This is a genomic window from Enterobacter sp. DC4, assembly GCF_000568095.1.
GTDB lineage: Bacteria > Pseudomonadota > Gammaproteobacteria > Enterobacterales > Enterobacteriaceae > Enterobacter > Enterobacter pseudoroggenkampii.
Window position 1 is genome coordinate 223,913 of the sequence record NZ_AZUB01000003.1, and the last position, 12,283, is coordinate 236,195.

Sequence of the window (12,283 nt, forward strand, 5' to 3'; positions counted from 1 at the left end):
TTATGTTTGTACCCTCTCCCCGTGGGAGAGGGCCAGGGTGAGGGCATCAGGCCGCACAAAATCACCCACCCACGTAATACCGCTTCACCTCATCAAACTGCATTGCAAAGTCGATATAGCTCATCAGCGCGGGTGAGTTGAGCTTACGGCTCGGATAGGCCAGCCACAGGTCGTTTCCTTCAACGTTCCACTCCGGCAGTACCTGCACCAGCGCCCCTTTCTCGACCTTATCTTCCAGCAAAAAAGCCGGAAGGAGCGTAATCCCCGCACCGGCAATCGCACATTCGCGGGCGTATACCAGGTTATCGGTCATGTGGGCGTTATCCGGCAGGTAGCGGTAATCCTCGCTCTCGCTTCGCAGAAGCCACTCTGACCACGCCCGATGCGTAATGCTGCGGTGCTCCACCAGCTGACGGGGATGCGTCAGCGGCGCCCGGCGCGCCAGATAGTCCGGCGAAGCCAGCATGTAGCGCGGGCAGTGCCCGATCATGCGGCCAATCAGGGAGGAGTCCTGCGGCTTGCCGGTACGCAGCGCCACGTCAAACCCGGCCTCGACCAGGTCCACCACGTCATCAGAGATCGACACGTCCAGCGAAACCTCAGGATAGCGAAGCTGGAACTCGGCATTCATGTGTGCCAGCAGCGTCGCCCCAATCCCAGCCGGACAGGTGATGCGCAGCCGCCCGCTCGGGTTTTCGCGCAGGCGCTGAATGGCGTACTCCGCCCGCTCGCTGGCCGCCAGCATTTCGCGGCAGTGCACCAGATAGTGCTCGCCCGCAAACGTGAGGCTGATCCTGCGCGTGGTGCGGTTAAGCAGGCGGATACCCACCTGCTGCTCCAGCTGGCTAATACGCTGGCTGACGCTGGATTTCGGCAGTTCCGCCTTCTGCGCCGCCGCGGTAAAGCTGCCCATCTCCGCCACCAGCGCGAACAGCGCCATATCCTGCAGCTGCTTAAACATGATTGTTCATCCTGTACGAACGCTGAGTTCTTGATTGTCCATCTTATCATGCAGCTGGCCACTTAATAGACTAGCCTCAACAAAACGCATGCCATTGAGGAGCACACCATGTCAGTGAAAGCCATCGCCGTTAACCCTGAAAATCCCTCTACCTTCATTGAAATCACCCCGCCGATGCCGCAGCCCGGCGAGCACGATCTTCTGGTGGAGGTGAAGGCCGTCTCCATTAACCCGGTTGATACCAAAGTCCACGCGGGCATTGCCAGGAACGGGCTGAACGCGCCGCGCATTCTCGGGTGGGATGCCAGCGGGATTGTCAAAGCCGTTGGGACGGGCGTGACCGGATTCAAGCCGGGAGATGAAGTGTGGTACGCGGGCGACATCACCCGTCCGGGCAGCAACACCACACACCAGCTGATCGATGCGCGCATTGTCGGGCACAAACCGGCAAGCCTCGGCTGGGCGGCTGCCGCTGCGCTACCGTTGACCGCACTCACCGCGTGGGAAGGACTGTTTGAACGGCTGAACATTCAGGATGCCGGTGCGGACAAGACCCTGCTGATCATCGGCGGTGCAGGCGGGGTGGGATCGCTGGCGATCCCGTTCGCGAAGCACAACAGCAAGGTGCAAATCATCGCAACCGCGTCGCGTGAAGATTCCGCCCAGTGGTGCCGCGATCGTGGTGCAGATGTGGTGGTGAACTACCGCGATCTGAAAGGCGAACTGGCGAAACACGGGCTGACCTTTGTGGATTATATTTTCATCCTCAACGATACCGACGGGCACTGGGATGCGGTCAGCGAACTGATTGCGCCTCAGGGGCATATCTGTTCTATCGTCGAGAATGAACGTCCGCTGAACCAGGACAAGCTGAAGTCGAAATCCGCCGCGCTGCACTGGGAATTTATGTACACCCGCAGCATGTACCAGACCGCTGATATGGCGCGTCAGGGTGAGATCCTCAATGAGGTGGCGAAGCTGGTGGATAACGGCGTGGTGGAAAGCTCGCTAAGTGAAACGCTGCACGGGCTGAGCGTGGAAAGCATTACCGAGGCGCACCGTAAGGTGCTGGACGGGCATATGCGCGGGAAAGTGGTGGTTGAGTTCTAAGTTTTCCCCTCACCCCAGCCCTCTCCCCAAAGGGGCGAGGGGGTAATCGTTCCCTCTCCCCTTTGGGGAAAGGGTTAGGGTGAGGGGTAAGTTTTTTACCCCTGCTCCCCCATCATCTCCTTCACCAGCTCGACGCAGCGCAGGAAACGGGAGTCGTAGTCCGACTCTTCCACGTGCACAAACTCAACGTTGTTTTCGTTGAGCATCTCCACCAGCATGGACTGGAACTCCCGCCGGTCCACGGAGCTGCCGAGGCTGCGCATGCCGTCGGCCACCCACGGGGTGTTGTTCTCCAGCAGGATCACCAGGTCAAAGCGGTATTCGTCAATCAGCGCCTGCACGAACGGGTGCTCGCGCCCTTCGTATTTTTTACAGAACGCCTGCGTGGTGACGAAATCGGTATCGATAAACGCCACCTTGTTGGCGTATTTCACCGCGAAATCAATGTACTGGGCATGACCGAGCGCGATTTTATCGTAGTCGGAATACTGCAGCGCCATCTCATCACCGCCCAGATGGGAAAAGACATAGTCGCGTCCGTACTCCCACGCGCTGGTGGTATTGAAGATGTTCGCCAGCTTGTTGACCAGCGTTGATTTCCCGCTCGACTCGCCGCCCAGAATAGCTACCGTGCGCACAAAGAACGGCTTCACCTCGGTCGGGATGTAATCCCAGTAGCGGAACGGGTTTTCGCGGATCTGCGCTCCGCTGATGTTCATGAAGGTGCGCTTCGGATCGATCAGTACCGTCTCGATGCCCAAATGCTCGCGGAACTGCGGCGCATCGGACTCTTCAGAGGTATAGATCCAGTTAGGCGCAATGCCCTTCTCTTCCATAAACGCTTTGATGCCGTTGCTCCACACGTCCCAGCCGTGCGGGTACGGCTCCATGCCCTCTTCATTGAAGGCATGAATGCGAATGTTTTTCTGGTACTTGAAGGTCTGGAGCAGCCAGCGCAGGCGGTCCGGCACGGTCGGCTGCTGCGACATGGCGCTCTCTTCAAACAGCTGACGGTCGCGGGTTTCGTCGTACCCCATAATGATGTGCAGCTCGTCCACCTGACTACAGGCGCGCTGGATCAGATAGATATGCCCGGTATGCAGCGGGTAAAACTTGCCGAACACCACGCCGATGTTCTTTTGCATACGCGGGAATTCCAGCCCCAGAAAGCGGTGTAGCGCTTCGAGCTTCTGCGCGCTGGGGCTTTTGATTTTGGCGTTCAGCAGTTGGCTCAGGTAGCCTTTGGTCATGCCGCTGGCGTCTGCCACCTGCTGCAGCGTGCAGCCCTTCTGGCGGATAGCGGTCTTGATGTAGTCAAATGATGACATAAATTACGATGCCTCCTGCAAAATCGAATACATAATTATAAGTCGTCAAAGACATTTAACGCATCAGCGAGTTTCTTCACGCCAAAAACCTGCATCCCTTCCGGGATTTTTTTCGGCACGTTGGCGGCGGGAACGATCGCGCGACGGAAACCGTGTTTTGCCGCCTCGGAGATACGCTCCTGGCCGCTGGGCACCGGACGGATTTCCCCGGCCAGCCCCACTTCACCAAACACCACCAGATCCTGCGGCAGCGGTCTGTCGCGCAGGCTGGAGACCATCGCCAGCAGCAGCGCCAGGTCTGCGCTGGTCTCAGTGACTTTAACGCCGCCGACCACGTTCACGAAGACGTCCTGATCCGCCATCTGCAGCCCGCCGTGACGGTGCAACACCGCCAGCAGGATCGCCAGACGGTTCTGTTCCAGACCGACCGCCACGCGCCGCGGGTTGCCCATCATCGACACGTCCACCAGCGCCTGAATTTCAACAAGCAGCGGGCGCGTCCCTTCCCATAGCACCATCACCGAACTGCCGGAGGTGATCTCATCGCCACGGCTCAGGAAGATGGCCGACGGGTTGCTGACTTCGCGCAGCCCCTGCTCGGTCATGGCAAACACGCCCAGTTCATTCACCGCCCCAAAGCGGTTTTTATGGCTGCGCAGGGTACGGAAGCGAGAGTCCGCGTCGCCGTCGAGCATCACGGAGCAGTCGATACAGTGTTCAAGCACCTTCGGCCCGGCCAGCGAGCCGTCTTTGGTCACGTGGCCGACCATCACAATCGCCACGCCGCGCGTTTTGGCAAAGCGCGTCAGGTAGGCCGCGGTTTCACGCACCTGCGCGACGCTGCCCGGCGAGGACTGGATGTCCGCCATGTGCATCACCTGGATGGAGTCGATCACCATCAGCTTCGGCTGCTCTTCTTCGGCGATCATGCAGATCTGCTCGATGCTGGTTTCCGACAGCATGTTCAGATTACCGGTCGGCAGGCCCAGACGGTGCGCGCGCATCGCCACCTGCTGCAGGGACTCTTCCCCCGTGACGTACAGGGTTTTCATCTGTTCGGCGAGCTTGCAGAGCGTTTGCAGCAGCAGGGTTGACTTGCCCGCGCCCGGGTTACCGCCGATAAGAATCGCGCTGCCCGGCACTACGCCGCCGCCGAGCACGCGGTCAAACTCTTTGAACCCGGTGGAGAAGCGCGGCAGCTCTTCGAGGCTGATGTCCGAGAGCTTCTGGACTTTCGCTACGCCCGCATTGCCCGCGTAGCCGCTCAGGCGTTCATTGCGCGCCACGCTCGGCGAAGCCGCCACACCACGCACTTCGGTGATGGTGTTCCAGGCATGGCAGGCGCTGCATTGCCCCTGCCAGCGCGGATAATCCGCACCACATTCATTACAGACAAATGCGCGTTTTGGAGCTTTCGCCACGGTTTACCTCGTTATTTCTGTGCGGCCTGCGAGCCGGGTGGCGCTTACGCTTACCCGGCCTACAAAGCAGGCCGTTATTTCTGATTAAGGCTGCCGGAGAGAATGCAGAACACCCCCATCAGGTCAGCGTGACGGATAGTCACTTCCGTCTTTTCATTCACTTTTGGCTTGGCATGGTAGGCAATGCCCAGGCCGGCCGCTTTGATCATCGGCAGGTCGTTCGCGCCGTCCCCGATCGCGACGGTCTGGACAACCGGAATTTCATATTTTTCCGCCAGACGCGTCAGCGTATTGGCTTTGTACTGGGCATCCACAATATCGCCGATCACCTGGCCGGTCAGCTTTCCGTCCATGATCTCCAGCTCGTTGGCCACCACGGTGGTCAGATGCAGTTTTTCCCGCAGATAATCCGCGAAGAAGGTGAAGCCACCGGAGGCGATCGCCACTTTCCAGCCCAGCGACTGCAGCTTCAGCACCAGCTGCGTCAGCCCTGGCATCAGCGGCAGCACGTCGCGCACCTGGCGCAGAATGTTGGCATCAGCCCCTTTCAGGGTCGCCACGCGCTGTCTCAGGCTGGCGGTGAAGTCCAGCTCGCCGCGCATCGCACGCTCGGTCACTTCCGCCACCAGCTCGCCGCTGCCCGCCAGCTTTGCAATTTCGTCGATACACTCGATCTGAATGGCGGTAGAGTCCATGTCCATCACCAGCAGGCCCGGCGTTTTCAGATGCGGAATTTTACCCAGCGGCGCGACGTCCAGCCCGGCGTCATGCGCCAGACGCGTTGCGCGCTGCGTCAGAGAGCCCGCCAGGCGAATAACCTGGTAGTCTTCCACGCACCAGGCGGCGACGATGACCATCGCGGCGCCCAGCTTGCTTTGATACTGGGTCAGGCGTTGCTTATCCAGACCGCGTCCGTAGAGGAGCCAGCCGCTACGACCGGCGTGGTAATCCAGAGGCATCACCTCATCGCCACTTAAAGAGAGCGGCAATCCTGGCCATAAAGAGACATCCGTTGGCAGGTCACACCAGGTAATGTTCGGCATTAAAGCTCCTGTAGTTTCGTTCGCGCCGGAAGGTTGCAGAGGGAAAATAACGCATGAGGCTACCCTGTAACCATCACTTCTGGCAACATTAAGCCGTAAATTTTCAGCAGGTGGAATATGGCTCGCGCAAAACTGAAATTCCGGCTCCATCGCGCCGTGATTGTCCTCTCTTGTCTCGCACTGTTAGTGGTGCTGATGCAAGGGGCATCCTGGTTTAGCCAGAACCATCAACGGCAACGCAATCCTCAGTTTGAAGAGCTGGCCCGCACGCTGGCACGCCAGGTGACGCTCAACGTCGCGCCATCCATGCGTACTGAAACGCCGGACGATAAGCGGATAGGCCAGGTTTTACGCCAGCTCACGGAGAACAGCCGCATTCTTGATGCCGGCGTCTATGATGAGCAAGGTAACCTGATTGCCCGCGCGGGCGAGCACGTCGACGTGCGCGACAGGCTGGCGCTGGACGGTAAAAAAGCCGGGGGCTATTTTAACCAGCAGATCGTCGAACCTATTCAGGGAAAGAATGGTCCGCTTGGCTATCTGCGCCTGACTCTCGATACCCACACCCTGCCCACTGAAGCCAAACAGGTCGATAATACCACCAATATTCTGCGCCTGATGCTGCTGCTTTCACTCGCCATCGGCGTTGTGCTGGCGCGCACCCTGCTTCGGGGCAAACGCACGCGCTGGCAGCAATCCCCGTTCCTGCTGACCGCCAGCAAATCCGTCCCTGAAGACGAAGAGAGCGAGAAGAAAGAATAGTGATAAAGTAGGCGAACGATTCGGAAAAGGAACTTTGCCATGACGACGTTACGCCTGCTTATCTCTGACTCTTACGATCCCTGGTTTAATCTCGCGGTAGAAGAGTGCATCTTCCGCCAGATGCCCGCTACCCAGCGCGTACTGTTTCTCTGGCGTAACGCCGATACGGTGGTCATTGGTCGTGCGCAAAACCCATGGAAAGAGTGCAACACCCGGCGTATGGAAGAGGACAACGTCCGCCTGGCGCGCCGGAGCAGCGGCGGCGGCGCGGTGTTCCACGATCTGGGCAATACCTGCTTTACCTTTATGGCAGGAAAACCGGAGTACGACAAAACCATCTCTACTTCCATTGTCCTCAATGCGCTGAATTCACTCGGCGTGAAGGCTGAAGCTTCCGGACGTAACGATCTGGTGGTCAAAACCCCGGAGGGCGACCGGAAGGTCTCCGGCTCCGCCTACCGCGAAACGATGGATCGCGGGTTCCACCACGGCACCCTGTTGCTGAATGCCGATCTGAGCCGTCTGGCGAACTACCTGAATCCGGACAAGAAAAAGCTCCAGGCTAAGGGAATTACCTCCGTGCGCGGGCGCGTGGCGAATCTGGTGGAGCTGCTGCCGGGGATTACGCACGAGCAGATTTGCGATGCGATCCGTGACGCGTTCTTTGAACATTACGACGAGCGCGTGGAAGCCGAAGTGATCTCCCCTGACAAAACCCCGGACCTGCCCAACTTTGCGGAAACCTTCGCCCGCCAGAGCAGCTGGGAGTGGAACTTCGGCCAAGCTCCTGCGTTTTCCCATCTGCTGGATGAGCGCTTTACCTGGGGCGGCGTGGAGCTGCACTTTGACGTGGAGAAAGGCCATATCACCCGCACGCAGGTGTTTACCGATAGCCTGAATCCGGCACCGTTAGAGGCGCTGGCGGCACGTTTGCAAGGCTGTTTGTACCGGGCGGATATGCTGCAGCAGGAATGCGACGCGTTGATTGGAGATTTCCCGGAGCAGGAAAAAGAGTTAAGGGATTTGTCAGCATGGATTGCGCAGGCCGTGCGTTAAGTGCGGTTTGGTGCCCTCACCCCGGCCCTCTCCCACAGGGAGAGGGAGGGAAGAGACAGGATTACTCTTTATCGCCCAGCAGAACGGATTCCAGCGCGATTTTGATCATGTCGTTGAAGGTCGTCTGACGCTCAGCGGCGGTGGTCTGCTCGTGGGTACGGATATGGTCGGACACGGTGCAGATGGTCAGCGCTTTCGCACCAAACTCCGCCGCAACGCCGTAGATACCCGCCGCTTCCATTTCCACGCCCAGGATGCCGTATTTTTCCATCACGTCGAACATCTCACCGCCGTCCGGTGCATAGAACAGGTCAGCAGAGAAGAGGTTACCCACGCGCGCGTCAACGCCCAGCGCTTTTGCCGCGTCAACCGCGTCACGTACCATGCCGAAGTCTGCAATTGCCGCGAAGTCATGGTCTTTGAAACGCATGCGGTTAACTTTGGAATCGGTGCAGGCGCCCATACCAATAACGATGTCGCGCAGCTTAACGTCCATACGCACCGCGCCGCAGGAGCCAACGCGGATGATTTTCTTCACGCCGAAGTCGGTGATCAGCTCTTTGGTGTAGATAGAGCAGGATGGGATACCCATACCGTGGCCCATGACAGAGATTTTGCGGCCTTTATAGGTACCGGTGAAGCCCAGCATGCCGCGAACGTTGTTCACTTCACGCACGTCTTCCAGGAAAGTTTCTGCAATGTGCTTCGCGCGCAGCGGGTCGCCCGGCATCAATACGACGTCAGCGAAATCACCCATTTCTGCATTAATGTGAGGAGTTGCCATCTTCAGTTCCTTTTACATTGTTTATTCTTTTCACCCTCTCCCTGTGGGAGAGGGCCGGGGTGAGGGCATCAGACCGCACCCTACATGATTCAGAACATGGCCTTGCCATATTCCATGTCAGACGTACCAAAGTATTTCGCGATAGTCTGGCCGATGTCCGCGAAGGTTTCACGGTGACCGAGCGAGCCCGGCTTCACTTTCGGGCCGTACACCAGCACCGGAATGTGCTCACGGGTGTGGTCGGTACCGGTCCAGGTTGGGTCACAGCCGTGGTCCGCGGTCAGGATCAGAATGTCATCTTCACCCACCAGCTCCATCAGTTCCGGCAGACGGCGGTCGAACAGTTCAAGACCCGCAGCATAACCCGCGACGTCGCGACGGTGACCCCAGGAGGAGTCGAAGTCCACGAAGTTGGTGAAGACAATGGTCTTGTCGCCCGCTTCTTTCATCTCTTTGATGGTGGCATCGAACAGCGCATCCAGACCGGTGGCTTTCACTTTTTTGGTGATGCCGCAGTTGGCGTAGATGTCCGCGATTTTACCCACGGACACCACGTGACCGTCTTTCTCATCGACCAGCTTCTGCAGCACGGTTGGCGCCGGTGGCTCAACGGCCAGGTCGTGACGGTTACCGGTACGCTGGAAGTTACCCGCTTTGTCGCCGATAAACGGACGCGCGATCACGCGGCCAATGTTGTAGCCGCCTTCGGTCAGCTCTTCGCGGGCGATTTCGCACAGCTCGTAGAGTTTATCCAGGCCAAACGTCTCTTCGTGGCAGGCAATCTGGAACACGGAGTCAGCAGAGGTGTAGAAAATCGGCTTGCCGGTTTTCATATGCTCTTCGCCGAGCTGGTCCAGAATCACGGTACCGGAAGAGTGGCAGTTACCGAGGTAGCCCGGCAGGTTGGCACGCTTCACCAGCTTATCGAGCAGCTCCTGCGGGAAGCTGTTCTCGTGATCGGAGAAGTAGCCCCAGTCGAACAGCACCGGCACACCGGCGATTTCCCAGTGGCCAGACGGGGTGTCTTTACCGGATGAGAGTTCGTGCGCCCAGCCGTAGGCGCCCACGACTTCCGCGTTGCCGTCCATACCGGCTGCGATTTTACCGGTAGAGCCTTCATGCGCTTTTACCAGACCAAGACGGGTCAGGTTGGGTAGAGTCAGAGGGCCTTTACGACCGTTGTCCGCTTCGCCTTTCGCACAGGCTTCCGCGATGTGACCCATGGTATCGGAACCCACGTCACCAAAACGTTCTGCATCTTCGGTTGCGCCGATGCCGAATGAGTCCAGCACCATAATAAATGCACGTTTCATAATTGTTCTCCGTACGTAGTGCTTCAAAAAATATCGATCAGATCAGTATACCGCTATTCGGTGATACGGCGATAGACAGTCGGTGTGCTTTCCGGTGCTTTATCGTCAAGCGCGATGGCCGCTTTCACCGCTTTCGCCGCTTCCTGCCAGCTGGCTTCGTCTTTGGCGTGGATCACCGCCAGCGGACGTTGGCCGTCAACGCTGTCGCCCAGACGGGCCATATCGGTAAAGCCGACGCTGTAATCAATGGTGTCTGACGCCTGACGACGGCCGCCGCCCATCGAGACCACCGCCATGCCGAGGGCACGGGTGTCCATCGCAGAAACAAACCCTTCGCTATCGGCATACACCGCTTTGCTGAGCGTCGCGGTTGGCAGGTATTTCGCGTAGTTTTCGACGAAGTCGGTCGGGCCTTTCTGCGCCGCGACCATGCGGCCGAAGATCTCCGCCGCTTTGCCGTTGTCCAGCACCGCCTGCAGCTTCGCGCGGGCGTCGGCGTCGTCTTTGGCGAGCTTGCCGGAGATTAACATCTCAACGCACAGCGCCATGGTGACGTCGAACAGGCGCGGGTTACGGTATTCGCCGGTGAGGAACTGTACCGCCTCACGCACTTCGACGGCGTTACCGGCGCTGGAAGCCAGCACCTGGTTCATATCGGTGAGCAGTGCGGTGGTGCGCACGCCCGCGCCGTTGGAGACGCCAACGATCGCTTCGGCCAGCGCCTCAGAGAGTTCATAGGTTGGCATAAACGCGCCGCTGCCTACCTTCACGTCCATCACCAGCGCGTCCAACCCTTCTGCCAGCTTCTTCGCCAGGATAGAGGCGGTGATCAGCGGGATGGAGTCAACGGTCGCGGTGATATCGCGGGTCGCGTAGAAACGCTTGTCTGCCGGAGCAAGAGAGCTGGTCTGGCCGATAATCGCCACACCAACGTCTTTAATAATGTCGCGGAAGCGGTTGTCATCCGGGAAGATATCGAAGCCCGGAATGGCTTCCAGTTTGTCGAGCGTACCGCCAGTGTGGCCCAGGCCGCGTCCGGAGATCATCGGGATGTAACCGCCACAGGCTGCCACCATTGGGCCGAGCATCAGAGACGTTACGTCGCCCACGCCGCCGGTGGAGTGTTTATCCACAATCGGGCCGTTAAGGTTGAGGCTTTTCCAGTCCAGAACGGTTCCTGAATCTCGCATCGCCATGGTCAGCGACACGCGCTCAGGCATCGACATATCGTGGAAGAAAATGGTCATCGCCAGAGCCGCAATCTGCCCTTCTGAGACGGTGTTATCACGAATGCCGTTAATGAAGAAGCGGATCTCTTCGTCGCTTAATGCATGACCATCACGTTTTTTACGAATAATTTCTTGTGCGAGAAACACGGTAACCTCCATGCGGAATCGGGGGAGTTGTGGCGGGTGGCGCTACGCTTACCCGCCCTACGATCCTGTAGGCCGGATAAGCGAAGCGTCATCCGGCGTTGTCTGGCAATCAGTAGCTGCTTGCGCTCTTACCGTCGCCGTGACCCAGCGCCTTCAGCAGGCTAGCCAGCAGGCTGGACGCACCGAAACGGTAGTGACGGGAATCGGCCCAGTCGGCGCCGAACAGTTCGTCAGCAATCGCCAGGAACTGCTGCGCGTCTTCGGCGGTACGCACGCCGCCCGCAGGTTTGAAACCAACGGTTTTGGACACGCCCATGTCGCGGATCACTTCCATCATGATGCGCGCGCTTTCCGGGGTGGCGTTAACCGGCACTTTACCGGTAGAGGTTTTAATGAAATCCGCACCGGCTTTGATGGAGATTTCAGATGCCTTACGAATCAGCGCCTCTTCTTTCAGCTCGCCGGTTTCGATGATCACTTTAAGCAGCACGTTTGCCGCCGCACACGCGTCTTTACAGGCCTTCACCAGGTCAAAACCGACCTGCTCGTTGCCGGCGATCAGCGCGCGGTACGGGAACACCACGTCAACTTCGTCTGCACCGTAAGCAATCGCCGCGCGGGTTTCTGCCAGCGCAATGTCGATATCGTCGTTGCCGTGCGGGAAGTTAGTCACGGTTGCAATGCGCACGTCCGGAGTGCCCTGCTCTTTCAGCGTCTTACGGGCAATCGGGATAAAGCGCGGGTAGATACAAACGGCTGCGGTGTTACCCACTGGCGTTTTCGCCTGATGGCACAGGGCGATGACTTTCTCATTGGTGTCGTCATCGTTCAGGGTAGTCAGGTCCATCAGTTTCAACGCGCGCAGGCTGCTTGCAGTTAAATCGGTCATAACAATCTCCAACGGCAGTGCCGTATAAATTTTACCTTGCGGGTCTGTGAGTATTCTAACATCCACCCGCATCCACACTTCGACATTCATCACAGTTAATGAAAACTGCGTACAAATTTGCATTACTGTAATGAGATCTTCTTCAAACTTTAGTGCGCAAATTGCCGACTAAAGCAGCAATACCCCCTGTGGGATCAAAAGCGCCAACAGGCAGGCTTTCTACAATCCGTTCATCATCCG

Annotated in this window: 11 protein-coding genes; 3 read left to right on the forward strand and 8 right to left on the reverse strand. The window is 58.3% G+C overall.

The annotated features are described in order from the left end of the window. Positions 1 to 61 precede the first annotated feature (61 nt). Entirely contained in the window at positions 62 to 961 is a 900-nt protein-coding gene (locus tag P349_RS13810) for a LysR family transcriptional regulator (protein ID WP_024907402.1), read from the reverse strand. 108 nt (positions 962 to 1,069) lie between these two features. On the opposite strand from P349_RS13810, the gene P349_RS13805 reads away from it, so the two are divergent. Continuing rightward, a complete protein-coding gene (locus tag P349_RS13805; protein WP_032649884.1) occupies positions 1,070 to 2,071 on the forward strand; it encodes a zinc-binding alcohol dehydrogenase family protein in 1,002 nt (333 codons plus the stop codon). A 95-nt stretch (positions 2,072 to 2,166) separates the two neighbouring features. Here the strand turns inward: P349_RS13805 and nadR are convergent, their stop codons facing one another. The 3 genes from nadR to serB all read right to left on the reverse strand — a co-directional run bounded on the left by nadR (position 2,167) and on the right by serB (position 5,863). Continuing rightward, on the reverse strand, positions 2,167 to 3,399 hold the full coding sequence (gene nadR, locus P349_RS13800; RefSeq protein ID WP_024907400.1) for a multifunctional transcriptional regulator/nicotinamide-nucleotide adenylyltransferase/ribosylnicotinamide kinase NadR: 1,233 nt from the start codon (positions 3,397 to 3,399) through the stop codon (positions 2,167 to 2,169). A 35-nt stretch (positions 3,400 to 3,434) separates the two neighbouring features. Further along, positions 3,435 to 4,820: a DNA repair protein RadA gene (gene radA, locus P349_RS13795; RefSeq protein ID WP_014068810.1), complete on the reverse strand. Its 1,386-nt coding sequence runs from the start codon at positions 4,818 to 4,820 to the stop codon at positions 3,435 to 3,437. 74 nt (positions 4,821 to 4,894) lie between these two features. Continuing rightward, positions 4,895 to 5,863 carry a phosphoserine phosphatase gene (serB, locus tag P349_RS13790; RefSeq protein ID WP_025757501.1) on the reverse strand — a complete coding sequence of 323 codons (969 nt, stop codon included), beginning with the start codon at positions 5,861 to 5,863 and terminating at the stop codon, positions 4,895 to 4,897. A gap of 117 nt (positions 5,864 to 5,980) precedes the next feature. On the opposite strand from serB, the gene P349_RS13785 reads away from it, so the two are divergent. Both P349_RS13785 and lplA read left to right on the forward strand, forming a co-directional pair. Further along, a complete protein-coding gene (locus P349_RS13785; RefSeq protein ID WP_024907398.1) occupies positions 5,981 to 6,625 on the forward strand; it encodes a YtjB family periplasmic protein in 645 nt (214 codons plus the stop codon). Between the two features lie 39 nt (positions 6,626 to 6,664). Further along, entirely contained in the window at positions 6,665 to 7,681 is a 1,017-nt protein-coding gene (lplA, locus tag P349_RS13780; RefSeq protein WP_032649887.1) for a lipoate--protein ligase LplA, read from the forward strand. Between the two features lie 61 nt (positions 7,682 to 7,742). Here lplA and deoD read toward each other — a convergent pair whose 3' ends face one another. The 4 genes from deoD to deoC all read right to left on the reverse strand — a co-directional run bounded on the left by deoD (position 7,743) and on the right by deoC (position 12,043). After that, a complete protein-coding gene (gene deoD / locus P349_RS13775) occupies positions 7,743 to 8,465 on the reverse strand; it encodes a purine-nucleoside phosphorylase (RefSeq protein ID WP_032649888.1) in 723 nt (240 codons plus the stop codon). 89 nt (positions 8,466 to 8,554) lie between these two features. Further along, the gene (gene deoB, locus P349_RS13770; RefSeq protein ID WP_024908262.1) at positions 8,555 to 9,778 is read right to left on the reverse strand and encodes a phosphopentomutase; all 1,224 of its coding nucleotides are present in this window, start codon (positions 9,776 to 9,778) and stop codon (positions 8,555 to 8,557) included. A gap of 53 nt (positions 9,779 to 9,831) precedes the next feature. Continuing rightward, entirely contained in the window at positions 9,832 to 11,154 is a 1,323-nt protein-coding gene (gene deoA / locus P349_RS13765) for a thymidine phosphorylase (protein ID WP_032649891.1), read from the reverse strand. 109 nt (positions 11,155 to 11,263) lie between these two features. Continuing rightward, positions 11,264 to 12,043 (reverse strand): deoxyribose-phosphate aldolase, encoded by a 780-nt coding sequence (gene deoC / locus P349_RS13760; RefSeq protein ID WP_023303054.1) that lies wholly within the window; start codon positions 12,041 to 12,043, stop codon positions 11,264 to 11,266. Between the last annotated feature and the right edge of the window lie 240 nt (positions 12,044 to 12,283).